The 24,980-nt window shown below is 37.3% G+C and carries 25 protein-coding genes and 1 tRNA gene; 16 read left to right on the forward strand and 10 right to left on the reverse strand.

Annotated elements, in window-relative coordinates; genetic code table 11:
- The first annotated feature begins 98 nt into the window (after positions 1 to 98).
- Positions 99 to 362: a 30S ribosomal protein S20 gene (gene rpsT, locus C0975_RS00310; protein WP_101774422.1), complete on the forward strand. Its 264-nt coding sequence runs from the start codon at positions 99 to 101 to the stop codon at positions 360 to 362.
- Positions 363 to 450: 88 nt separating this feature from the next.
- On the opposite strand, the gene C0975_RS00315 is transcribed toward rpsT, so the two are convergent.
- Complete coding sequence (locus C0975_RS00315) at positions 451 to 1,134, reverse strand: YtjB family periplasmic protein (protein ID WP_101774423.1); 684 nt, start codon at positions 1,132 to 1,134, stop codon at positions 451 to 453.
- A 77-nt stretch (positions 1,135 to 1,211) separates the two neighbouring features.
- Here C0975_RS00315 and serB point away from each other — a divergent pair, with 77 nt between their 5' ends.
- A complete protein-coding gene (gene serB / locus C0975_RS00320) occupies positions 1,212 to 2,165 on the forward strand; it encodes a phosphoserine phosphatase (RefSeq protein ID WP_101774424.1) in 954 nt (317 codons plus the stop codon).
- Between the two features lie 6 nt (positions 2,166 to 2,171).
- The gene (locus C0975_RS00325; RefSeq protein WP_101774425.1) at positions 2,172 to 2,663 is read left to right on the forward strand and encodes a YajQ family cyclic di-GMP-binding protein; all 492 of its coding nucleotides are present in this window, start codon (positions 2,172 to 2,174) and stop codon (positions 2,661 to 2,663) included.
- Positions 2,664 to 3,002: 339 nt separating this feature from the next.
- Here the strand turns inward: C0975_RS00325 and C0975_RS00330 are convergent, their stop codons facing one another.
- From C0975_RS00330 to rpsU, 5 genes are all read right to left on the reverse strand, one after another.
- Complete coding sequence (locus C0975_RS00330) at positions 3,003 to 3,263, reverse strand: GlsB/YeaQ/YmgE family stress response membrane protein (RefSeq protein WP_101774426.1); 261 nt, start codon at positions 3,261 to 3,263, stop codon at positions 3,003 to 3,005.
- Positions 3,264 to 3,589: 326 nt separating this feature from the next.
- Positions 3,590 to 3,666, reverse strand: a tRNA-Ile gene (locus C0975_RS00335).
- 129 nt (positions 3,667 to 3,795) lie between these two features.
- On the reverse strand, positions 3,796 to 5,673 hold the full coding sequence (gene rpoD / locus C0975_RS00340) for an RNA polymerase sigma factor RpoD (RefSeq protein ID WP_101774427.1): 1,878 nt from the start codon (positions 5,671 to 5,673) through the stop codon (positions 3,796 to 3,798).
- A 75-nt stretch (positions 5,674 to 5,748) separates the two neighbouring features.
- The gene (gene dnaG / locus C0975_RS00345; RefSeq protein ID WP_101774428.1) at positions 5,749 to 7,497 is read right to left on the reverse strand and encodes a DNA primase; all 1,749 of its coding nucleotides are present in this window, start codon (positions 7,495 to 7,497) and stop codon (positions 5,749 to 5,751) included.
- Between the two features lie 116 nt (positions 7,498 to 7,613).
- Positions 7,614 to 7,829: a 30S ribosomal protein S21 gene (gene rpsU / locus C0975_RS00350; protein ID WP_005717672.1), complete on the reverse strand. Its 216-nt coding sequence runs from the start codon at positions 7,827 to 7,829 to the stop codon at positions 7,614 to 7,616.
- 217 nt (positions 7,830 to 8,046) lie between these two features.
- Here rpsU and tsaD point away from each other — a divergent pair, with 217 nt between their 5' ends.
- Genes tsaD through C0975_RS00365 form a run of 3 tightly spaced genes read left to right on the forward strand, consistent with a single transcriptional unit; the run spans position 8,047 to position 9,922 of the window.
- Positions 8,047 to 9,084 (forward strand): tRNA (adenosine(37)-N6)-threonylcarbamoyltransferase complex transferase subunit TsaD, encoded by a 1,038-nt coding sequence (tsaD, locus tag C0975_RS00355; protein ID WP_101774429.1) that lies wholly within the window; start codon positions 8,047 to 8,049, stop codon positions 9,082 to 9,084.
- A gap of 15 nt (positions 9,085 to 9,099) precedes the next feature.
- Positions 9,100 to 9,333 carry a hypothetical protein gene (locus C0975_RS00360; RefSeq protein WP_101774430.1) on the forward strand — a complete coding sequence of 78 codons (234 nt, stop codon included), beginning with the start codon at positions 9,100 to 9,102 and terminating at the stop codon, positions 9,331 to 9,333.
- 13 nt (positions 9,334 to 9,346) lie between these two features.
- The gene (locus tag C0975_RS00365; protein WP_101774431.1) at positions 9,347 to 9,922 is read left to right on the forward strand and encodes a thymidine kinase; all 576 of its coding nucleotides are present in this window, start codon (positions 9,347 to 9,349) and stop codon (positions 9,920 to 9,922) included.
- 98 nt (positions 9,923 to 10,020) lie between these two features.
- Here the strand turns inward: C0975_RS00365 and gorA are convergent, their stop codons facing one another.
- The 3 genes from gorA to C0975_RS00380 form a co-directional block, all read right to left on the reverse strand.
- Positions 10,021 to 11,376 (reverse strand): glutathione-disulfide reductase, encoded by a 1,356-nt coding sequence (gene gorA, locus C0975_RS00370; protein WP_101774432.1) that lies wholly within the window; start codon positions 11,374 to 11,376, stop codon positions 10,021 to 10,023.
- Positions 11,377 to 11,486: 110 nt separating this feature from the next.
- Positions 11,487 to 12,332 carry a 23S rRNA (adenine(2030)-N(6))-methyltransferase RlmJ gene (locus tag C0975_RS00375; protein WP_101774433.1) on the reverse strand — a complete coding sequence of 282 codons (846 nt, stop codon included), beginning with the start codon at positions 12,330 to 12,332 and terminating at the stop codon, positions 11,487 to 11,489.
- Between the two features lie 69 nt (positions 12,333 to 12,401).
- Positions 12,402 to 14,969 carry a penicillin-binding protein 1A gene (locus tag C0975_RS00380; protein WP_101774434.1) on the reverse strand — a complete coding sequence of 856 codons (2,568 nt, stop codon included), beginning with the start codon at positions 14,967 to 14,969 and terminating at the stop codon, positions 12,402 to 12,404.
- A 135-nt stretch (positions 14,970 to 15,104) separates the two neighbouring features.
- On the opposite strand from C0975_RS00380, the gene C0975_RS00385 reads away from it, so the two are divergent.
- From C0975_RS00385 to C0975_RS00420, 8 genes are all read left to right on the forward strand, one after another.
- Positions 15,105 to 15,875: a type IV pilus biogenesis protein PilM gene (locus C0975_RS00385; protein WP_101774435.1), complete on the forward strand. Its 771-nt coding sequence runs from the start codon at positions 15,105 to 15,107 to the stop codon at positions 15,873 to 15,875.
- A 29-nt stretch (positions 15,876 to 15,904) separates the two neighbouring features.
- A complete protein-coding gene (locus C0975_RS00390) occupies positions 15,905 to 16,420 on the forward strand; it encodes a PilN domain-containing protein (RefSeq protein WP_101774436.1) in 516 nt (171 codons plus the stop codon).
- Positions 16,421 to 16,427: 7 nt separating this feature from the next.
- A complete protein-coding gene (locus C0975_RS00395; RefSeq protein WP_101774437.1) occupies positions 16,428 to 16,955 on the forward strand; it encodes a hypothetical protein in 528 nt (175 codons plus the stop codon).
- Between the two features lie 5 nt (positions 16,956 to 16,960).
- A complete protein-coding gene (locus C0975_RS00400; RefSeq protein WP_101774438.1) occupies positions 16,961 to 17,350 on the forward strand; it encodes a pilus assembly protein PilP in 390 nt (129 codons plus the stop codon).
- A 9-nt stretch (positions 17,351 to 17,359) separates the two neighbouring features.
- On the forward strand, positions 17,360 to 18,697 hold the full coding sequence (locus tag C0975_RS00405) for a type IV pilus secretin PilQ (RefSeq protein ID WP_101774439.1): 1,338 nt from the start codon (positions 17,360 to 17,362) through the stop codon (positions 18,695 to 18,697).
- A 190-nt stretch (positions 18,698 to 18,887) separates the two neighbouring features.
- A complete protein-coding gene (gene aroK / locus C0975_RS00410; protein ID WP_101774440.1) occupies positions 18,888 to 19,415 on the forward strand; it encodes a shikimate kinase AroK in 528 nt (175 codons plus the stop codon).
- Positions 19,416 to 19,430: 15 nt separating this feature from the next.
- Complete coding sequence (gene aroB / locus C0975_RS00415) at positions 19,431 to 20,519, forward strand: 3-dehydroquinate synthase (RefSeq protein ID WP_101774441.1); 1,089 nt, start codon at positions 19,431 to 19,433, stop codon at positions 20,517 to 20,519.
- A 3-nt stretch (positions 20,520 to 20,522) separates the two neighbouring features.
- Entirely contained in the window at positions 20,523 to 21,428 is a 906-nt protein-coding gene (locus C0975_RS00420; protein WP_101774442.1) for a Dam family site-specific DNA-(adenine-N6)-methyltransferase, read from the forward strand.
- A gap of 51 nt (positions 21,429 to 21,479) precedes the next feature.
- Here C0975_RS00420 and C0975_RS00425 read toward each other — a convergent pair whose 3' ends face one another.
- Positions 21,480 to 21,788, reverse strand: coding sequence for a DciA family protein (locus C0975_RS00425; protein ID WP_101774443.1), 309 nt, complete (start codon positions 21,786 to 21,788; stop codon positions 21,480 to 21,482).
- 89 nt (positions 21,789 to 21,877) lie between these two features.
- Here C0975_RS00425 and secM point away from each other — a divergent pair, with 89 nt between their 5' ends.
- Together secM and secA are read left to right on the forward strand one after the other, a co-directional pair.
- Entirely contained in the window at positions 21,878 to 22,192 is a 315-nt protein-coding gene (gene secM / locus C0975_RS00430; protein WP_101774808.1) for a secA translation cis-regulator SecM, read from the forward strand.
- 87 nt (positions 22,193 to 22,279) lie between these two features.
- Positions 22,280 to 24,973, forward strand: coding sequence for a preprotein translocase subunit SecA (secA, locus tag C0975_RS00435; protein ID WP_101774444.1), 2,694 nt, complete (start codon positions 22,280 to 22,282; stop codon positions 24,971 to 24,973).
- The last annotated feature ends 7 nt before the right edge of the window (positions 24,974 to 24,980 follow it).

Genomic DNA, 24,980 nt, shown 5'->3' on the forward strand with positions numbered 1-24,980 from the left:
CAACGCCAAATTAGTCATTGACAAAAGCATAGAAAATAGGCATATTTTACGCCTTTAATTTATCTCGTTTACTAACAAATAATTTTAGGAGTTTGACCTTGGCTAATATCAAGTCAGCTAAAAAACGTGCGATTCAATCAGAAAAACGCCGTCAGCACAATGCAAGTCAACGCTCAATGATGCGTACTTACATTAAAAAAGTTTACGCAGCAGTAGCAGCAGGTGATAAATCAGTAGCAGAAGCAGCATTTGTAGAAATGCAAAAAGTTGTAGATAGAATGGCTTCTAAAGGTTTAATTCACGTGAACAAAGCAGCGAACCACAAAGCTAAATTATCTGCACAAATCAAAAAATTAGCATAATTTTTGACTTTTAAATAATATAAAACCGCACTTTAGTTGAAGTTGCGGTTTTTTATTGCCTTTTTTCTGTGAATGATGCGCTTTGGTGTTATTTATTAAAACGTTTACGGCGACGATGGTAGTGTAATGTATTTTTCACGGGTTTTAAGATGCGAGACGGTTTAGTATCGGTTTTTGTGCGGTATGCTCTACGATAATGACTTAAAAAATAATGTACTGAGCTAGCGAGTAATATACCAGCGAGAAAAACAATAATCAGTTCGCCGTAGAGCTGGTGAAAAATTTGATCGATTTTGTTTTGTGTCGTTTTACCATATTTAGCATCGAAGGTGACGCGTAAGAAACCTTCGATACCATTAGAAGAATAAATAGGTTCAACAATTTGCTGGGTATTGCTATCATCGTCTTGTTGCGTTTGACTAGCTAAACCTAAAGTTGAGCGTAAGTCTTTAGATTGGTTAGTTTGTGCTAATAATTCGCCATTATTCGCGTAAATAGAAGCATCAAGTACAAATTCTTCTTTAGCGAAAGAATTTAAATTTTCGTTCAATTTTTCCGTACTCGCATTGTTCACGAGCAACATAGAAAATAAGTTTGCTTGTTGACGTACTAATAAATGCGATAAGTTGGATACCTGATTAACACTCGCTAATTGTGAACCAATTTTAAATTGTTGTACCCCAAATAAAATGACCGCAATGGTGGCGACACAAAATAAAATGATCGAGATGATCATGGTAAGTTTAATCAGTTTTTCTTTGGCTAAATGCAAGTTCTTTTTTCCTAAAGATAAGTAAATAAGCTAGAATACAACCACTTTATTTTAAATCACAATTTACAGGATTTTCTATGCAAACACAAAATCTTGCAACCATTACTCAATATTTCCCTCAATTCCCAACAACATTTTTAGCCGATGAAAGACCAACTATGGGTCAGACAAAATTTATTTTGTATGGAGCAGATTTAAATTATGCGCGATTACAACAATTTCAGCAAAAATGCGGTGAAAATTTTGTTATTTTAGATGGCTGGACTGTTTTATACAATACTGTTGTGCTATTACAAGGAACATGGCAAGCACAGTGGCTCACTTATGCGCATGAACTTAGTTTAGATCTTGCACAAATTGATTTTGTTCCACGTTTAAAACAAGCTGGTTTGTTGGTGATGGATATGGATTCCACTGCGATTCAAATTGAATGTATTGACGAAATAGCAAAATTAGCGGGTACAGGCGAGTTAGTTTCCTCAATTACAGCGCAAACAATGCGTGGCGAATTGGATTTTGAGCAAAGTTTGCGTCGTCGTGTAGCTACGTTAAAAGGCGCATCAGAACAGATTTTAGTACAAGTTAGAGAAAATTTACCTTTAATGCCAGGATTAGTGGAAACCATTAATCAGTTACAACAATATGGTTGGAAAACGGCAATTGCGTCTGGTGGATTCACTTATTTTACAGATTATTTAAGAGCAATCTTAAAGCTTGATTATACAGTGTCAAATCAGTTTGAAATCCAAGATGGAATATTAACTGGTGAAGTCAAAGGTCGTGTGGTTGATGCGGAATATAAAGCTACAACATTGCAGCAATTAGCACAACAATATGAGATTACGCCAGACAATACAGTTGCTATTGGTGATGGTGCGAATGATTTAGCCATGCTGACAGTAGCTGGATTAGGGGTTGCATTGCATGCCAAACCAAAAGTGCAACAACAGGCGAAAATTGTGGTAAACTTCGCAGACTTTAGTGCACTTTTGTGTTTATTGAGTGCGAATGATCGATTAACTAAGGAGTAAATAATCATGCCTTCTTTTGATATTGTGTCTGAAATTACTTTACATGAAGTACGCAATGCAGTAGACAATGCAAATCGTGATTTAACAAATCGTTGGGATTTTCGTAATGTGCAAGCGGCAATTGAGCTAAACGAAAAGAGTGAAACGATTAAAGTTTCTAGTGAATCAGATTTTCAAGTTGAACAGTTAGTTGATATTTTGCGTAATGCTTGTATTAAACGTGGTATCGATTCTAGCTCATTAGCTATTCCAACTGAGTATGAACACAGTGGTAAAACTTATAGTAAAGAAATTAAGTTAAAACAAGGGATTGAAACTGAGATGGCGAAGAAAATTACTAAGTTAATTAAGGACGCTAAATTGAAAGTCCAAACACAGATTCAAGGTGATCAAGTACGTGTGACGGGTAAATCAAGAGATGATTTACAAGCGACGATTCAGTTAGTGAAGAATGCAGAACTAGGACAACCTTTCCAATTTAATAATTTTAGAGATTGATTTTTAAACAGTATTCATATTAAGGTTCTTATTGATCTGCCTCTCAAAACTTGGCTTTATATTCAACTGACTAAGAGGCAGTTTCTTATGCCCAAATATATCCAATGCTTCAAATAACAAGTAATTGGCTTCTATCTTGAAAATCATCACAAATATTTTCATTGACCTAAAACAACTATCACATGTTGAATAACACAATATCAGTATTCAGGTAGACACGGAGTTGTTGTTAGGAAAAAAAGAAAGACTGTGCAGGCAATGTTAATAATACTGTATTCCAACATTTAAGTTTTAGCTTATTTAGCTGTTAGCTGGAATACAGTGTAAAAATGAGTTAATTTATTTCATTATTTTGAGATATCTTAAGATAAAGATAAGTAAGCTTGCGCCTAATACACCAAATAGTAAGCCTGACATTGTAAAGCTGCCAGCAGTATGAGCAGAACCGATATCAAGTAGATCACCAAATACCCAACGACCAAGTGATGAACCTATAATACCGATGATGATGTTCATTAACAGACCCATGTCACTTTTCATGACTTTTTCTGCAATCCAACCAATTAAAGCGCCTACGATAATAGCTGAAATCCACCCCATATTTTTCTCCTCTATGCGTAAGTCAATAAAAACTAAAATCAAATATTGAATAAAAAAGTGTTTTTGTAATCATTTATGTACGCTGTTTTTCACCAATAAGTACATGCCTTATACAAAACACTGTAATAGAGTTTAACATGAATATAACAATATAGCTTTAAATATATACAAATTTCGGATGTTGACTTTAATTTCAAATAGTGAGCTAAGGAAATAATCAATGTGATGATTCAACCATTAATCAGCAATGTATTTTTATAACATGAGTCAATGCGTTTATGTATATTTGCTTTGAAGCAGAGTAGTAAAAAGAGTTGAGTAGAAAATGGTGCCCCCAACAGGACTTGAACCTGTGACCAATCGATTATGAGTCGACTGCTCTGACCGACTGAGCTATGGGGGCGGTCTTATGAATTGAAAACTTGGGAATTATAGAGAAATCTTATAATAAAGTCTAGGACTTGGCTGTCGCATGTTTTAAATTTAAACAAAAAAGCTGTTAATTTTATTAACAGCCTTTGAATCTTTAATATTATTCGTCTAAGAAACTTCTTAATGTCTCGGAACGACTCGGATGACGGAGTTTACGTAACGCTTTAGCTTCGATTTGACGGATACGCTCACGTGTGACATCAAATTGTTTACCAACTTCTTCTAAAGTATGGTCAGTATTCATATCAATACCAAAACGCATACGTAATACTTTCGCTTCACGTGGTGTTAAACCTTCAAGTACTTCATGGGTTGCAACTTTTAGACTTTGTGCTGTAGCAGAATCTAATGGCAGCTCAAGTGTTGAATCTTCAATGAAATCTCCTAAATGTGAATCATCATCATCACCAATTGGCGTTTCCATTGAAATTGGTTCTTTCGCAATTTTTAATACCTTACGAATTTTATCTTCTGGCATACCCATACGTTCTGCTAGTTCTTCTGGTGAAGCTTCACGTCCCATTTCTTGTAACATTTGACGCGAAATACGATTTAATTTATTAATTGTTTCGATCATATGTACAGGAATACGGATCGTTCTTGCTTGGTCTGCGATAGAACGTGTGATGGCTTGACGAATCCACCAAGTTGCATAAGTTGAGAATTTATAACCACGACGATATTCAAATTTATCAACCGCCTTCATTAAACCAATGTTACCTTCTTGGATCAGATCTAAAAATTGTAAGCCACGGTTAGTATATTTTTTAGCAATTGAAATCACTAAACGTAAGTTAGCTTCAACCATTTCTTTTTTGGCACGGCGCGCTTTTAATTCGCCTGCCGCAATACGTTCACAAACTTCACGAATTTGTTGTACGGTAAGGTTTGTTTGGCTTTCAATTTCCAGAATATTTTGAATGTGATAACGAATTTCTGCTTCGTGTTTAGCCAACTTTTCTGACCATGTTTTACTTGATGACAATGCTTTGACTAACCAAGTATCTTGGTTTTCATGCCCAACGAACACTTTTTGGAATTGTTCTTTTGGCATTTTTGCTTTATCAACAACAATTTTTTGAATACTACGTTCTTGTAAGCGTACAGAACGCATCATGTTGCTCATTAAGTTAACAAGCATGTCAAATTGTTTCGGGACTAAGCGGAATTGAGTGAAAACATCAGCTAATGCTTGGATTTGATCTTTTGATTTTTTACTTGTACGACCATGTTTTTCAATGAATGCCATTGTTTTGCCATGCTGAGTTCTTAATTCTAAGAATTTTTCACGGGCAACTTCGGGATCAATTGAATTATCAGAGTCGCTGTCATCGCTTGAGCTTGTTTCTTCACTTTCTTCTTCCTCTTCCTCTTCCTCCTCATCATCATTGATCTCTACGGTGACGTTACTTGAATCTTCATCCTCATCATAAGATTCTTCAATTTCAGCAACTTCTCCTTCCGTCATTGCATTAGGATCAACAAAACCTGTAATTAAATCAGCTAAACGGACACCGCCTTCTTCGACGAGATCATATTGTTCAAGTAAATAGCTAATCGCTTCAGGATAGAAGGCAATTGCGCTTTGTACTTCATTGATCCCTTCTTCAATACGTTTCGCAATATCAATTTCACCTTCGCGAGTAAGGAGTTCTACACTACCCATTTCACGCATATACATACGCACAGGGTCAGTTGTACGTCCAATTTCAGCTTCAACACTGGATAGCACTTGTGTTGCTTCTTCCACTGCATCTTCGTCAGCAATCGCTTCATTTAACATCAGATCATCTGCATCAGGTGCGGTTTCTAGCACTTGAATACCCATATCGTTGATCATCTGAATAATATCTTCAATTTGTTCTGCATCCACGAGCTCTTCAGGCAGGTGATCGTTCACCTCTGCATAAGTGAGATAGCCTTGTTCTTTGCCTTGTGCGATTAACAATTTCAATTGAGATTGTGGATTTTGATCCATAATAATATATCCGCCTTGATTGAGTAGTTATGAAGATAAAATACGTCTGATTTTATCATTGTTATAATAGATTAACTATGCCTTTTGTTGTTTTTTCAATAATAATTGCGTTAACTTTTGTCGTTCATCCAGACTTAGTCCTTCTGAGCGATCTTTGGCAATTAATGAATCTATTTCACGTTCAATAAGTTGAAAATAGAAATAACGTAATGTGTCTTTAAATGTTTCTTCAATTTTTTCATCTTCTACAAGATGATCCCAAACAGCCAAAATTTCAAGGGCCTTGCTATGTTCCGTATCTCGCCAATACTCCAAGATTTGCCCTGTGGTAATACCCACTTTTTCTTGGCAAAGTGCGGTCAGTTTTTCAAATAATTCAAGACCTGATTCATTCAGTACTTTTAATGGCACCAGATTAGGAACGAGTTGGGCGAGTTCTGGATTTTGTAGTAATAATCCTATGAGTAAACGCATTGGCGTACGTTTAACAGTTTTTGGTTGAGTGTTGATTTTCACTTCAGTATAAGTAGGAATCATGCTCTCCAATTGTGTTTGGTCTAAAATTCCTAGTTTTTGTGCTAGGGTATTACGTAATGATAAACGTAACATTTCACCCGGAATTTTTTTGATTAAAGGTACAGCTAATGCTGCGAGTTTTGTTTTGCCTTCTTTGGTTGAGAAATCTACCTGTGGTGCAAGACTAGAGAATAAAAACTCACTCAGTGATTGTGCTTTTTGAATGTAGTCTTCAAAACCTGTTTTACCATATTGGCGAATAAACGAATCGGGATCTTCACCATCAGGTAGGAAAATAAATTTGAGTTGTCTGCCGTCTTCCAAATAAGGTAGCGCATTTTCAAAAGCACGCCAAGCGGCTTCACGTCCTGCACGATCACCATCGTAACAGCAAATAGCTTGTTCAGTTGAACGAAATAATAATTGGATTTGTTCCGCAGTAGTGGCAGTACCAAGGGAAGCAACAGCGTAATTTATGCCAAATTGAGCTAATGCAACCACATCCATATAACCTTCAACAACTAGTAGCATGTCAGGGCTTTCGTTACTTTGTAATGCTTCAAATAAGCCATAAAGCTCGTTACCTTTATGATATGTGGCACTTTCAGGTGAGTTTAAATATTTTGGCTTGTCATCATTCAAAACGCGCCCACCAAACGCAATAGTTCTACCACGACGATCTCGAATTGGGAACATCACCCGATGACGAAAACGATCATAAATATCGCCGCGATCGTTACGTGAGAGCATACCAAGCTCAAAGAGTTTTTGTTGATCTTCTTTTGTTTTACCAAAGCGCTGTAAAACCGAATCGAAAGTATTTGGTACAAAACCAATTTGAAAACGTTCAATCACATCGGAGGATAAGCCACGTTGTTGCAAATAACTTTGGGCGGGAATATGTTGTGTTAATTGTTGTTGATAGAATTGTGCAATTTCTTGCATTAATTCATACAAATTGCGCTTAGTTTGGTAGTTTATTTGCTTACCGTTGAATTGAGGTTTATTTTCACGTGGGATTTCAAGACCTAGTATGCCAGCTAATTCTTCAATTGCTTCCACAAACTCTAATTTATCATATTCCATTAAAAATGAAATTGCATTGCCGTGGGCGCCACAACCAAAACAATGATAAAACTGTTTTTTTTGACTAACGGTAAATGAAGGGGTTTTTTCGTGATGAAATGGGCAACAAGCTTGGTAATCACGACCTGCTTTTTTGAGCTTTACTCGGGCATTGATAAGCTCCACGATATCTGTTTTGGCTAGCAGATCATCAATAAATGTGCGTGGAATTGAGCCTTTCATCAAGTTTGTGCCCTTTCAGTTAGGAGGTAAAATGGAGCTTATTGAATGAAACAAAACCGTGATACCTAGCGGTTTCACGGTTTGTATAACTCGAGTTTTAAATACTGTATTAAGTATTAGTATAAACGCGTATTGCGTGCATTTTCACGTGCAACGCGTTTTGCGTGACGTTTAGCACGAGTTGCATTTTCACGTTTACGGATAGTCGTTGGTTTTTCATAAAATTCACGGCTGCGAACTTCCGCTAAAATACCAGCTTTTTCGCAAGAGCGTTTAAAACGACGTAATGCAACGTCAAATGATTCGTTTTCACGTACTTTAATTACAGGCATAAGCCAATCACCTCAATGGAATTAATTTTGCAATTGCTAATTTATTTTACCGTTTGGAATAAACGGCTTATTCAATGAAGGTCGCAATTTTAATCTACTTTTCGCTTAAAAGCAAAGGGAAGTTTGCTCTTTTCTATAAAAATCATTACCCAAACTGGTGAAAGAATAATAAACAAGGTAAAATCTCGCCACAAAAAGAAGCAGAAAGGAAAAACAAATGCGAGTATTAGGCATTGAAACCTCTTGTGATGAAACAGGAGTTGCGATTTATGATGAAGAAAAAGGGTTAGTAGCTAATCAACTGTATACCCAAATTGCATTGCATGCAGATTATGGTGGGGTAGTACCAGAACTTGCCTCACGTGATCATATTCGTAAAACAGCGCCTCTAATTCAAGCCGCGTTAGCTGAAGCAAACTTAAGTGCAGAAGATATTGATGGTATTGCTTATACAGCAGGTCCTGGCTTAGTTGGTGCATTATTAGTAGGATCCACCATTGCGAGATCCTTAGCTTATGCATGGAATGTACCTGCGATTGGTGTTCATCATATGGAGGGGCATTTATTGGCGCCAATGTTAGAAGAAAATGTACCGCAATTTCCTTTTATTGCATTATTAGTTTCTGGTGGGCATACCCAGTTAGTCAGAGTAGATGCAGTAGGACAGTATCAATTATTAGGTGAGTCTATTGATGATGCGGCAGGAGAAGCTTTTGATAAAACAGCAAAATTGTTAGGACTAGATTATCCTGGTGGTGCAGCCCTTTCACGTTTAGCACAAAAGGGAAATCCTGAGCATTTTATTTTTCCGCGTCCTATGACAGATCGTCCAGGCTTAGATTTTAGTTTTTCAGGACTGAAAACCTTTGCTGCAAATACCATTGCACAAGCAATTAAACAAGAAGGTGAACTCACAGAACAAACTAAAGCAGATATTGCTTATGCTTTTCAGCAAGCGGTAGTGGAAACATTGGTGATTAAATGTCGTCGTGCATTAAAAGAAACAGGATTCACACGTTTAGTGATCGCGGGTGGCGTGAGTGCGAATAAACAATTGCGCCAACATTTGGCAGAATTAATGCAACAGCTCAACGGCGAAGTCTTTTACCCACAGCCTCAATTTTGTACTGATAATGGTGCGATGATTGCTTATACTGGCTTATTACGCTTGAAACAAGGTGAGAAACAAGATCTTGCGATTGAAGTCAAACCTCGTTGGGCAATGACAACATTATCTCCAATTACAGCAAGCTAACTCAGAGGGATCGATATGGATCAAAATAAATTAAAAGCAATACGTGCAGCAGGTGTGGGCTGTGTATTGATGTTGGGGTTAATTGCCATTGTTGTTTTTACAATGCCAACAGAACAGCTTATGGATTATTTGACTATTGCTGGGCGTTTAGTCGGTGGTGGTACCACTTTTGGTATTCTGATGTTAGCTGCATTACCGCCTTTAACGGGCACAATTTTTTATTATCTTTGGAAATGGGCACTAAAATAACAATAGGAATCATATGGCAAAGCTCTATTTTTATTATTCGACAATGAATGCGGGAAAATCGACCACTTTATTGCAATCTTCATATAATTATCAAGAACGTAATATGAATACGCTTGTTTACACTGCGGCAATTGATGATCGTTTTGGGGTAGGCAAAGTGACCTCACGTATTGGCATTAGTCAGGATGCGCAGCTTTTTCATAAAGAAAGCAATTTGCTTGCTGAAATAGAACAACATTTAACACGTGAAAAGCTTAATTGTATTTTAGTAGATGAAGCCCAATTTTTAACTAAGGCACAGGTTCACCAGCTCAGTGAAGTGGTGGATAAATTTAATATTCCTGTATTGTGCTATGGTTTGCGTACCGATTTTCAAGCAGAGTTATTTGAGGGAAGTCAGTACTTACTTGCATGGGCAGATCAATTAGAAGAGCTTAAAACCATTTGTTATTGCGGACGTAAAGCTAATTTCGTGTTGCGTTTAAATGCGCAGGGAGAAGTTGTGCGTGATGGTGCGCAAATTCAAATTGGTGGTAATGACAGCTATTTATCCGTTTGTCGTCAGCATTATAAAGAGAAGATTGCTTAGCTTGATATGCTAAAGTGCGGTCGATTTTTACTAAATTTCATTAAAAAGGCGATATTTGATTGATTTATATCGCCTTTTAATTTGAGTAGTTTTTTGTGTTAACGCATGGTCACAAATTCTTCCGAACCCGTTGGATGAATTGCAACGGTATTATCAAAGTCTGTTTTAGTTGCCCCCATTTTAATGGCGACAGCAAAACCCTGAATCATTTCATCTACGCCAAAGCCAATTCCGTGTAAACCAACGATTTTTTCTTCTTTACCTACACAAACTAGCTTCATACGGCAAGGTTGACGATGCTGTGTAACAGCACTATACATTGGCGTGAAAGCTGATTTATAAATTTTTACATTTTCTGCACCGTATTGTTCAATTGCTTGTGGCTCTGTTAGTCCCACTGTACCAATTGGCGGGTGGCTAAATACGACGGTTGGTACCAAATTATAGTCTAAATGTTCATTTGGCTTATTATTGAATAAGCGCTCAGATAAACGGCGACCCGCAGCAACGGCGACAGGAGTTAATTCAATACCTCCTTCAATAATGTCACCGACAGCATATATACCTTTTATATTCGTATTTTGATATTTATCTACTTTAATAAATCCACGTTCGTTAGTTTTTACCCCTGTCACAGCTAAGTTAATTACATCTGTTGCAGGGTGGCGACCAATTGCCCAAATTAAGCAATCGACTTCTTGTGTCCGTCCATCTTCAAGTTGTAAGTTTAATGAACCGTCTGCATTTTTTATGATTTGTTTTGGAATAGCATGGGTATGCAGATGGATACCATCTTGTGCCATGACTTCTAATAATGTGTCTACGATGAGTGGATCAAAATGACGTAATGGTGCATGCTGACGGACAAATAAATGGGTTTCAACTCCAAAACTATTCATTACGCCAGCAAGTTCAACGGCGATATAACCTGCACCAACAACAGCAACACGTTTTGGTAATTGTGTTAATGCAAATACACCATCAGAATCGATTCCATATTCTACACCCACAATGTTTGGACGGCTTGGGCGACCACCAGTGGCGATTAAAATATGATCCGCTGTAATGTGTTCGCCATTCACTTCTACTGTATTAGCATTAACAAACTTAGCAAATCCTTGAATAACATCAACATTATTTTTGGCTAAAACATTATTGTAAGAAGTATGAATACGACTAATATAAGCTTGTCGGTTTTCAACTAATTTGGCAAAGTCAAATTTATTCACATTCAGATCGAAACCATAATCTGGCGCATAAAGATGGATTGCTTCAGCTACTTGTGCGCCATACCACATGACTTTCTTTGGCACACAGCCCACATTGACGCAAGTACCACCCAAATGTTTAGCTTCGATGATGGCACATTTTTTGCCGTAGCTTGCTGCACGATTGATTGAGGCAATACCACCGCTACCGCCACCGATAGCAATATAATCATAATGTTTTGTCATTGTTGCATTCCTTTCTAAATTCACATAATTACAATAAATCTGTCATCATTTTGCCGAATAAACAAACATAAAGCAAAATGACATTGTAAATCAGTTTAATTGGTAATAGCTTATTCTGGCACTACCCATCTAACTGACCAACTACCAGTTCCTTCTGGGACTAGCGTTTGAGTTAAATAAGGCAGAATTTTTTTCATTTGTTGTTCAAGTGCCCAAGGTGGATTAATCACAATCATACCACTGGCTGTCATTCCGCGTTGTTCGCTATCTGGACGAACAGCTAATTCAATTTGTAAGATTTTACGAATCCCAGTATTTTCGAAGTTGCGTAGCATACGTTTAATTTGTTGACGTAACACAACAGGGTACCAAATTGCATAAGTGCCCGTCGCAAAGCGTTTATGACCTTCCTCGACAGCCTGCACCACTAAATCATAATCTTCTTTTAATTCATAAGGTGGATCAATTAAGACTAAACCACGTCTTTCTTTTGGGGGTAAAGTAGCTTTTAATTGTTGAAAACCATTTTCTCTTTTGCTTATCACATTTTGAAAATCTTTAAAATTGTTACGCAGCAGTGGAAAATCGCTAGGGTGTAATTCAGTGAATAAGGCACGATCTTGTGCGCGTAGCATCGTTGCAGCAATCAATGGTGAACCCGCGTAATAACGTAATTCTTTACCGCCATAATTGAATTTTTTAATTACTTTAACATAGCGTGCAATTTCTTCGGGTAGATCATCACGTTGCCAAAGCCGTCCAATACCTTCGGCAAATTCTGCTGTTTTTTCTGCTTCTTCACTAAATAAGCGATAACGTCCTACGCCAGCATGTGTATCTAAATAATAGAAGCCCTTTTCTTTTAATTGGAGATTTTCAATAATTAGCATTAATACAATGTGTTTTAATACATCGGCGTGATTACCTGCATGAAAACTGTGACGATAACTGAGCATAAATATTGCCTTAAAAATAGAAATTACAAAAAAGAGACCGCACTTTTATTGTCAAAAGTGCGGTAGATTTTAGAAGAGTTCTTCTCGGTCGCCTACTGATGAATTACTATCAGGGTTAGTAAAATCAGAAGGTATGTAGTAGCCTTGTTCTTCAACGTAAGTACGTTTAGGTTCGGTACCATTGATGAAATATTCAATCCGTCCGCCACTGCCTGTTAATAAACCAGAGCCTGTGTCAATGCGTTTTTCTACAATATTTGGTGGCGGTGTTAATTTACGTTCAGGGATATCGGCTAAACTGGCTTGCATGTAAGCTTGCCAAGCTGGCATAGCCGTTTTAGCACCTGCTTCGCCACGACCTAAGTTGCGTTTATTATCATCAAACCCAACGTAAACCGCTGTAGTCAAATGTGCGCCAAATCCCGCATACCAAGCGACTTTAGAATTATTGGTTGTACCCGTTTTGCCGCCAATATCTTGGCGTTTGAATGCTTTGGATAAGCGCCAGCTTGTTCCAACCCAGCTTTTACCTGCTTCACCATAAATTGCTGATGTTAAAGCACTACGCACTAAAAAGGCTAATTCACCACTGATTACGCGTGGAGCATACTGTGTTTCTGAATTATCTGTTTTAGCCGCTGCCATGAAATGTAAATTACTTTCATCAATTGTGTTAGTGCTAATAGGTTGTAGATCTGGAATATCTGGTATGATATCACCAAGTTCATCACCTCCTTCATCAGACACATCGATATTGAGATTTTCAGTCAGGCTTAAATCATAATTTTTGAATGCATCTAATTTTTCTGTTTCGCCATATAACACAGGAATATCATGACAAGTAATACAAGCAATTTTGGGATTAGCGAGGAAAATCTCCTTACCTGTGTTATCTAAAATACGGTTGATAATAAAAGGTTCAATTAAAAAGCCACCATTATCAAATACAGCATAACCTCGAGCCATCTCTAGTGGCGTGAATGAAGCCGCACCTAATGCTAATGCCTCACTAGCAAAGAATTGTTCTTTTTTGAAACCAAAGCGTTGTAAAAATTCAGCAGTAAATTCCACACCGACCATTTGCATTGCACGAATAGCAATCATATTTTTTGATAAACCTAGACCTACACGCAAGCGCATTGGACCGTCAAAACGATTTGGAGAATTTTTAGGTGCCCAAGGCTTTTGACCCGCTTTTTTCAATACTAAAGGCGAATCCTGTAATACACTGGATAAGGTGAGTCCTTTTTCTAATGCGGCAGCATAAATGAAAGGCTTAATTGAGGAGCCGACTTGTACTAAAGACTGCGTTGCACGATTAAATTTACTTTGTTCAAAGCTAAAACCACCGACTAAGGCTTCAATAGCACCATTATCACTATTTAATGATACTAAAGCGGAATTTACTTCTGGCACTTGCCCTAAAATCCATTCGCCATTATCACGTTGGCGAACCCAAATTTGATCGCCTACTTTGGGTGTTTTTTTACCTGCCCAGCGCATTGCATTATTTGATAAAATCATTTTTTCACCAGAGGATAGTAGTAATTCCGCGCCTGTTTTATTTGTAGCTAATACTGCTGCAGGTAAGAGCGGTTCAGAATTTGGCAGTTTCTTTAAGAATCCAATAATGCGATCTTGTTCCCAAGGCGTTTCCTCTTTTTGCCAGAGTGGTGCTCCCCCACGATAGCCATGGCGCATGTCATAATCAATTAAATTATGACGTAGAGCTTTTTGTGCTTCTGCTTGATCTTTTGACAGCACAGTTGTGTAAACCTTAAAGCCACTAGTATAGGCTTTTTCTTCACCAAAGCGTCTTACCATTTCTTGGCGTGCCATTTCAGTGACGTAATCTGCACGGAAATCAATTTGTGCGCCATGATAACTCGCAACAATAGGTTCTTTAATTGCTACATCATATTCTTCTTGCGTGATGTATTTTGTGGTCAGCATACGCCCTAACACAATATTACGTCGTTCGGTCGCCCGTTTTAATGAATAGATTGGATTCATTGTAGAAGGTGCTTTTGGTAAACCTGCAATAACTGCCATTTCAGACAGGGTTAATTGATCTAACTCTTTACCAAAATAGGTTTTTGCCGCAGCAGCAACACCATAAGAGCGATAGCCTAGATAAATTTTATTTAAATACAGCTCTAAAATTTCATTTTTAGTGAGCGTATTTTCAATATCAATTGCTAAAACCGCTTCTTTTGCTTTACGTTCAATAGATTTTTCTGGAGTTAAGAAGAAATTACGCGCTAGCTGCTGTGTAATCGTACTTGCTCCTTGAGAGGCTCCGCCTTTGGTAACCGCTACTATAATGGCACGAGCAATCCCAATAGGATCTAAACCATGATGATCATAGAAACGGTTATCTTCTGTTGCGAGGACTGCATTGATAAGAGGCTGTGGAATTTGTGCTAATGGCACAGGGATACGGCGTTGTTCACCGACTTCACCAATAAGTTTCCCATCCGCAGTATAAATTTGCATAGGTTGTTGTAATTCAACCGTTTTTAGGCTTTCTACATCAGGTAAATCTGCTTTCAAATAGACATATACCGCACCTACCGCGACACAACCCAATACAATTAACGTTAATAGGGTACTTAATATTAATTTTGCGATCCGCATCGAAAAATTCTCTCTTGGTTAATGCTCGTTTATTAAAAAACTCAAAAAATTATTCACAGTATAAAGATAACAAGACTAAATCCAAAGCTAAAAGTTCAGCAAAAATGTAAATAATCAGTAAAGAAGAGGTATGAAATGTGGGGATTTTCGACAACTTTAACTCAAGTGGGTGTGTGGCAACGTGGACACAATGTTGAATTTGTCTGGTTAGATATACAACATAAGCCGCATAGATTTTGTACAAAGGTAGCAATGTTAGCAGAGGCTAAGAATAAGATTCTTGCTTGTTTGGAAAGCAAGCAAAAAACGCGTTTATCTTTTGTTGCCGCGATTTCGCCTCATCAAATTTGGACAAAAAGTATATTATTACCACAACAATTGAATGATCAAGAATGTGAACAGCAATGTCACTTTCTATTAGAACAAGAATTATCAATTCCTATATCTACACTTTGGTTTGATTATTGTGCAGGCATAGTACAACAAGGCTTCCAACTCAGTCTTTTTGCCATTCAAAAGTCGATTGTGCAACAATATTTAGCCGAGTTATCGGCACTAAATATTGACGTGTTAGACAATTTAGCACATACGATTTTACGCGCTTTCCAATTTCTCATGCCTCAAGTGAAGTGCGCAGCGACATTGTTTTTATATCAAGACGAACAAGGCTGTATTGCTATTGAGGAACAAAAATATCAACATCTTGTCTTGCAACAAGCCCATTCAGATTTGATCACACTTTATACCCAATTTTGTCAACGTTATGAGCATCGACCCAAGCAAGTGATAGTTTACTGTCATTCACAAACTGCTGTGCCGCCAGATTGGATCGAGTTGCATACCGATTTACCTGTAATTGCGCTAGGCAATGCATTGTGGGGTACACAATTGTCCAGTGTTGTTTGAAGCAATAAATAATTTTGACGGGATAAAAAGTGAAATACCATTTGAATCTATTACCTTGGCGGCAGAAGCAATATCAGCAACGTTTAATAATATTTGCGATACAATTTTTCGTTGTATTCACTTGCTTCATTGCAGGCAATTTTGCCTTGTTATTATTATCTGAATCATTGACACAACAGCAAATATCAGAGCGAGCTAATTTACAGAAAATTACTGCAACTTTGCAACAAGTGAACTATCAATTGTCACAATTACGGCAACGTCATGCAGTACAAGAAAAAACATTTTTACTCTCTACAGAAAAGCTCCGTATGCTTTTAGAGTGCATAGCAAAATTACCATTAGAACAAGGGGAGCTAGTTGAATTAAATTGGCAGACTACGTTACTCATTTTGACAGGGGATGTCGTGAGTCAGGCAGAATTTGAGCGTTTAAATCAGTTTCTTTCATCTCATTCCTTGTTTAAGCAAGTGAAGCTGACTCATTTTCAACCCGAGTCACAACAAATTTCTTTTCAGTTTGAGCTGCAATTAGCAGAGGAGTAAATCATATATGTTGAACTATTTAACTAATCCAGATACTTTATTTGGCAAGCTATTGAGTTTATCTTTTATTCGACGAACAATTTTACTTGCTCTCTTGGTTATTGTTGGATGGGCATATACGATATTTCAAATTAGCCAGCAATATCAACAGATTAGGCAAATTGGAGTTGAGTTAACTGAGCAAACACAACATTTACAGCATAAACAGCAGATTTTAGCCAGTTTAAAACAACATATGGCACAGTCTGCTTTAACTCCAATATTGACAAATAAAGTTGTGAAAATAAATCAATATATTCAGCAATATTCTGACAAAATCATATTGCATTCTACTGAATGGGCATTTCATTCTTTTCCACAGCTTAATTTGCAATTTCAAAGCTATTTTGCCGATTTTCAACAATTTTTAACCGCACTTTTGCTTCAGTATCCACAATTAAGACTTAATAAATTGCAATTAGTGAAAAGTGAACATGTAGAGGGAGGATCAATACAAGCGGATATTTTGTTGCAATTACAGCCAATAGAGGAGTGAAAATAATGCAAAAATTGACCGCGCTTGTTGTGTTTAGCTTTGCACTTAGTGTACAAGCAGATCCCTTTGATCGAACTCAACGACAAGAGCAGAGACATGTTGTTTTGAAAACTGAAAAATCAATGTTGCTTACTTCTTGTAATATTGCACAGTCAGCATTGTTCCCAACGGATAGTCTAGATGAATTGAAGTTAATTGGGGTGTTACAGCAGCAAACAGAATGGCAAGCGCTTTTTGTCAATGCAGGGAAACAGCTTCAGAGTGCTTCTCTTAATCAACTATTAACGCCAGAAGGCTTTCTGATTCAGCAAATTAGCAAACAAGGTGTCACTCTTACTTATTGGAAAAATAAACAAAGTTGTACTGACAGCGCCACATTATTCATTAAGCTTTAGGAAGATAATATGCAAACATGGATTAAGCCTAGTATTAAGTGCGGTCTATTTTGGTTAAGTTTTGTTTGGTGTGCAGTAGCTCAACCTAGTGATACTTTTTCTATTCGCTTGAAGCAAGCTCCGTTAGTAGAAACTTTACAACAATTGGCATTACAACAAAATAAAAACCTCGTCATTGATGATGAATTAGATGGCGCATTATCACTGCAATTAGAACAAACTACTTTTGATCAGCTTCTACACGCTGTTGCTAAGATTAAACAACTGGAATTACACAAAGAAGGCAAGTTGTACTATTTAAGCCGCAGCTTTAAAACTGACAGTGTAGTAAATGACAATGCTCCAGTCGCGACTAATTTAGTTACTACGTCAGTAAAATTGCAATTTGCTAAGGCAGAAGAAGTGATGAAATCATTAACTACGGGTAATGGTTCTTTATTGTCGGCGAATGGCAGTATCAGCTTTGATGAGCGTAGTAATTTATTGCTAATCCAAGATCAAGCTGAATCTGTCCGAGATATTAAACAATTAGTGATGGAAATGGATAAACCCGTTGAGCAAATTGTGATTGAAGCAAGAATTGTGACTATGACGGATGAGAGCTTAAAAGAGTTAGGTGTACGCTGGGGAATTTTTGAGCCAGCACAAAATGTGCATTCGGTGTCAGGTAGTTTAGAAGGCAATGGATTGGTAAATATTCAGGATCATCTCAATGTCAATTTTGCAACGAATGTCACGCCAGCAGGAACTGTTGCTTTACAATTAGCCAAAATTAATGGGCGCTTATTGGACCTGGAATTAACGGCACTTGAACGCGAAAACAATGTTGAAATTATCGCTAGCCCGCGCTTGCTGACGACAAATAAGAAAAGTGCCAGTATTAAACAAGGCACGGAAATTCCCTATGTCATTACGAGTGGCAAGAATAATACGCAATCTATAGAATTTCGTGAGGCCGTATTAGGCTTAGATGTTACACCACAGATCTCAAAAGATAACACTATTTTGTTAGATTTGGTTGTGAGTCAAAATTCGTTAGGACCGAGAGTGGCTTATGATAAAGGCGAGATTGTTTCGATAGATAAACAAGAAATTAATACGCAAGTTTTTGCAAAAGATGGTGAAACTATTGTTTTAGGCGGTGTATTTCATGATACGATAACTAAAGGTGTAGACAAAGTTCCAGTGCTTGGTGATTTACCTGTATTAAAACGTTTGTTTAGTAAAGAAAGTGAACGCCATCAAAAAAGAGAACTTGTTATCTTTGTGACTCCACATATTTTAAGACAAAATGAAGCAGTGGCGAAGTTAGAGCAGAAACGCCCTGATAAAAAATTCTCAAAATAGACCGCACTTTCGTTCTAACCAAGTAAATATCGCAAATAAATCGCCCACGAAGGTTGAAAAATAGGGTGATTTATTGCGATAATCGAAATTATTTTTTGGGTGATCTTTTTGCGACCGATTTAGGTCGCTTCTCTATTTTGTAAAAGATCATAATTATCAATATTTTAATGAACAAGAAGAAAAATTAGAGATGGCAGAAAAGCGTAATATTTTCTTAATTGGACCAATGGGCGCTGGAAAAAGCACAATTGGTCGCCAACTAGCACAGCTATTAAATATGGACTTTGTGGATTCGGACGGTGAAATTGAGCAACGTGCTGGTGCGGACATCAGTTGGATTTTTGATGTCGAAGGCGAAGTGGGTTTTCGTAAGCGTGAAGAGCGTATTATTAATGAACTAACACAAAGACAAGGTATTGTGCTTTCAACTGGTGGTGGTGCGGTATTATCAAAAGAAAATCGTAACCATTTATCTGCACGTGGTATCGTGATTTATTTAGAAACGACAGTTGAGAAACAGTATCAGCGTACACAACGTGATAAAAAACGCCCGTTATTGCAAGAAGTAGATGATCCTCGCCAGGTATTAGAAGATTTGGCTAAAATTCGTAACCCTTTGTATGAAGAAATTGCAGATATTACTTTGCCAACAGATGAGCAAAGTGCAAAAGTAATGGCAACACAAATTATGGATTTAATTGATAATCTTAATGGTTAAAAAATAGGATAAACAATGCAATGTGTGAATGTTGAGTTAAAAGAGCGCCGTTATCCAATTTATATTGGTGCAGATTTATTGTCAGATGAGAATTGTTACCCATTAAAATCGGGTGATAAAGTGATGATCGTAACTAACCCAACAGTTGCACAATATTACCTTCGCCAAGTCACAGAAATCTTAGAGAAAAAAGGATGCTTAGTTGAAAATGTATTATTGCCTGATGGGGAAAAATACAAAACTTTAGATTCGTTGAATTTGATTTTTACCGCTCTTTTACAGGCTAATCATGGGAGAGATACCACGATTATTGCATTGGGAGGTGGTGTGATTGGTGATATTGCTGGTTATGCAGCAGCAAGTTATCAACGAGGTGTTCGTTTTATCCAAATTCCAACTACATTGTTAGCACAAGTGGATTCTTCAGTTGGTGGAAAAACGGCAGTAAATCATGAGCTAGGAAAAAACATGATTGGTGCTTTTTATCAGCCTTGTTGTGTAATTGTTGATACTTTAACCTTAAATAGCTTACCAAAACGTGAAGTCAATGCGGGTTTGGCTGAAGTGATTAAATATGGTGCTATTCTCGATAGTGAATTTTTTAATTGGCTAGAGCAACATATTGATAGTCTTGTCGCTTTAGAACAAGTTTATTTACAGCAATGTATTGCTCGTTGTTGTCAAATTAAAGCAGATGTTGTTGCACGTGATGAAACTGAGCAAGGTGATCGTGCATTATTGAATTTAGGACATACTTTTGGTCATGCAATTGAAACACACTTAGGTTATGGAAATTGGTTACATGGTGAAGCTGTTGCAGTAGGCATGCTGATGGCAGCAGTGCTTTCAGAGAAATTAGGGTATTTAATGCGCGATGATGTTGCTCGTTTTGAAAAATTGCTTGTGCGTGCTAATTTACCAACAACTTCGCCTGATATTATGCAACCAGAAGATTATTTGCCGCATATGATGCGCGATAAAAAAGTATTAGCTGGAAAATTACGTCTTATTTTATTGAAAGCATTAGGCAAAGCTTATGTCGCAACAGATACTGACCAACAACTGGTGTTAGACGCGATACGTTGTTGTACTCAGGTTGATTAATCCATGCCTCCTTGTCGAAAACAGCCTATTAAAGCAAAACATTTAGGCTTCAAAAAAAATGCTAGATTACCTGCAATAAAATACCGCCCATTTTTGAAATGGGCAGGTGGGAAATTTCGTTTAACAGAAGAAATTAATAAAGTATTACCTAAAAAGAATAAATGCTTAGTTGAGCCTTTCGTTGGTGCAGGAGCAGTATTTTTAAATACAAATTTTGAGCGTTATATCTTGGCAGATATTAATCCAGATTTAATTAATTTATTTAATTTGGTTAAGGCAGATGTGGAACGTTATATTGAAGCTTGTAAAGTGGTTTTTTTTCATCCAGAAGCCAATACAAGCATGTATTATTATGCACAGCGAGAGCAGTTTAATCGTTCAACTGATGCATTTGAGCGTTCAGTAATTTTCTTATATCTCAATCGTTTTGGTTTTAATGGGCTATGTCGTTACAATTCAAAAAATGAATTTAATGTCCCATTTGGTTCTTATAAAAGGCACTATTTTCCTGAAGTGGAATTACGTTATTTTGCGCAAAAAGCGCAAAATGCGGAGTTTATCTGTGCCGATTTTCAGCATACTTTTTCTCTGGCCGATGAAAAATCCATCATTTATTGCGATCCACCTTATGCGCCGTTAGTTCAAGAAAGCAATTTTACCAGTTATGCAGGTAATGAGTTTTCTTCTCAGCATCAAAAAACGCTAGCAGAGTTAGCGAAACGTACAGCAGAAGAACGGAAAATTTCTGTTGTAATTTCAAATCATGATACGGCATTTACACGTGATATTTATCAGAAAGCTAAATTAAAAGCTGTTCAAGTACAACGTTCAATTAGTCAACAACCCGATAGACGAATCAAAGTGTCTGAATTAATTGCAGTATTCAGCGCGAAAACAAAATCGAATTAACAAATAAGTGACGAGGAAGCCTAGCAATTTTGCTGTTTTAACAAGGCTAGATTATACGGATAGTAGACTTGGATTGATATGAAATTTAATCGTTTTTACTTCGGGATAATTTATATTGACTAAAGCTAATAAACTTTTTTGCTGAAACATAAGTGCTTGGCGAACAATAGCATTCGCAACTTCTAAATAAAGTGTATCTTGCTCCAAATTTGCTACTTTATATAGCCCCTGATATTGTTTTGGAAAGCGTTGTTGTAAGTGTAAATTTAGCTCGTTTAAAAACAATCCTTTTTTCATTATTTTGGCTAAACTGGAATTTTCTAGTAATTCTTTCACATTGACTGGCTTTTCATATCTCATAGGCTTGTTTTCTCACTTTTTACCCCAATATCTATGACATTGTAGCGAATTTCCGCTACAATACGAAAGATTTTTTGGTAGCAGGCGTAATGATGATTTTAACGAAAGGTAAGCATAGTTTTTGGTCGCAATTACTGTTAAGTATGATTGCGATTTTGGCATTACCTGAAGCACAAGGGTTGGCAAATCAATCTAATGTCGCGAGTGAGAATTATCAAAATCCTCAGTTTGTTCAACAACAAATTTCACGTGTTGTTGCATTAGTTCAACAAGTTCAGCAACAGCAGCGTAAAACAGCTGTTACTCCTCAACAAAAACAAAACCTTCTAAAAAATGAACAGCACTTTGAGGCTGTTCTTGTCTATTCAGTTCCACCGATTCGAGCGGGCCCTTATTTTTCTTAACTCCCATCTTTGTAGTATGAATTCTGTTTTTATTAAAAAATGAAACAGAATGTTTTTATTATTTATTTTTAATTAGAAGAAAAAATTATGTTTAGAAGTATTCTCACAAAAGTTTTTGGTAGCCGTAATGATCGCATTTTACGTCGTTTAAATAAAATTGTAGTTAAGATTAATAAATTAGAGCCAACGTTCGAAGCATTAAATGATGAGGAACTAAAGGCGAAAACAAATGAATTTAAAGCGCGTTTAGCGCAGGGTGAAGGTTTAGAGCAAATTCTACCAGAGGCTTTTGCTACTGTACGTGAAGCGAGCAAGCGTGTGTTAGGTATGCGCCATTTTGATGTGCAATTATTAGGTGGTATGGTATTAACAAATCGCTGTATTGCTGAAATGCGTACTGGGGAAGGAAAAACATTAACAGCAACGCTGCCGTGTTATTTAAATGCACTAACGGGTAAAGGTGTTCATGTCGTAACAGTTAATGATTATCTTGCTCGTCGAGATGCCGAAACAAATCGTCCATTATTTGAATTCTTAGGGATGACGGTGGGTGTCAATGTACCAGGTCTATCACCAGAGCAAAAACGTGAAGCCTATGCCGCCGATGTGACTTATGCGACAAACAGTGAGTTAGGCTTTGATTATTTGCGTGATAATTTAGCACATGCTGCTGAAGAACGTTTTCAGCGTTATTTGCACTATGCTTTAGTGGATGAAGTTGACTCAATTTTAATTGATGAAGCGCGTACACCGTTAATCATTTCAGGGCAAGCAGAAGACAGCTCTGAGCTTTATATTACTGTAGATAAGTTAATTCCAAACTTAATTAAGCAGGATAAAGAAGACAGTGAAGAATATCAGGGTGATGGTGATTTCACGTTAGATTTAAAAACTAAACAAGCGCATTTAACTGAAAGAGGACAGGAAAAAGTTGAGCAGTGGTTGACCGCGCAAGGATTAATGTCAGCAGAAGAATCACTTTATTCACCCTCTAAAATTTCTTTGTTACATCATGTTTATGCTGCATTACGTGCGCATACGTTGTTTGAGCGTGATGTTGATTACATTGTAAAAGATGGAGAAATAGTCATTGTTGATGAACACACTGGTCGTACAATGGCTGGTCGTCGTTGGTCTGATGGGTTGCATCAAGCCATTGAAGCCAAAGAAGGTGTACGTATTCAAAGTGAAAACCAAACAGTTGCTTCCATTACTTACCAAAATTACTTCCGTTTGTATGAAAAATTGGCAGGGATGACAGGGACAGCGGATACTGAAGCTTTTGAATTCCAACAAATTTATGGCTTAGAAACTATTGTCGTACCGACTAACCGCCCTATGATTCGTGATGATCGTACCGATATTATGTTTGAAAATGAAGAATATAAATTTAATGCGATTATTGATGATATCAAAGATTGTGTTGCGCGTAATCAACCTGTTTTAGTAGGAACCGTTTCTATTGAAAAATCAGAATTACTTTCTCATGCGCTGAAAAAAGCAGGGATTAAACATAATGTATTAAATGCAAAATTCCATGCACAAGAAGCTGAAATTGTTGCTAACGCAGGTTATCCTGGTGCAGTGACAATCGCGACAAATATGGCGGGTCGTGGTACTGATATTGTTTTAGGGGGTAACTGGAAAGCGGAAATCGCTAAGTTAGACAACCCAACACAGGAACAAATAGACGCTATTCATAGTGCATGGCAAGAACGTCATGATATTGTGAAAGCAGCTGGTGGTTTGCATATTATTGGTACAGAACGCCATGAGTCACGTCGTATTGATAATCAGTTACGTGGCCGTTCTGGGCGACAAGGTGATCCCGGATCATCACGCTTCTATTTATCACTTGATGATGCTTTAATGCGTATTTACTTAAATGAAGGTAAATTGAACTTAATGCGTAAAGCATTTAGTACTGCTGGTGAAGCCATGGAGTCAAAAATGTTGACGAAAGTGATTGCTTCAGCTCAAGCTAAAGTGGAAGCACATAACTTTGATGGACGTAAAAATCTGCTTGAGTTTGATGATGTGGCAAATGATCAACGTCATGCCATTTATGCACAGCGTAATACATTATTAGATAACGAGAATATTTCAGAAACGATTGATGTTATTCGTGAAGATGTATTTAATCAAGTGATTGATCAATATATTCCGCCACAATCATTGGAGGAAATGTGGGATGTACCAGCATTAGAGCAACGTTTGAAACAGGACTTTGCTTTAGATTTACCGCTGGCAAGATGGTTAGAAGAAGATAATCATTTTGATGAAGATGCATTACGTCAGCGTGTGTTAGAAGCGGCTGTTGCGGAGTATAAACAAAAAGAAGCCATTGTTGGTGAGCAGACTATGCGTCACTTTGAGAAAGGGGTTATGCTGCAAACTTTAGATGAGCTTTGGAAAGAGCATCTGTCAGCAATGGATCATTTGCGCCGTGGGATTCATTTACGTGGTTATGCACAGAAAGATCCAAAACAAGAATATAAAAAAGAATGCTTCCAAATGTTTACTGATATGCTTGATGCACTTAAACTGAGTGTTGTTACTACTTTAAGCCGAGTTCAAGTGCGTACTCAAGAGGAAGTTGAACAAGCAGAACGCATGCGCCAAGAAATGGCTCGTCGTGAAAATGCAGCAATGCATTATAATTCTGAGGATAATCAGAATGATGAATCGGTCAGTGAACGTAGAGTGGGGCGTAATGAGCCTTGTCCTTGTGGTTCAGGTAAGAAATATAAACATTGCCATGGCAGTAAAGCAAAATATTAATTTTATT

The sequence above is a fragment of the Pasteurella oralis genome (assembly GCF_002850605.1).
GTDB classification, from domain to species: domain Bacteria; phylum Pseudomonadota; class Gammaproteobacteria; order Enterobacterales; family Pasteurellaceae; genus Pasteurella; species Pasteurella oralis.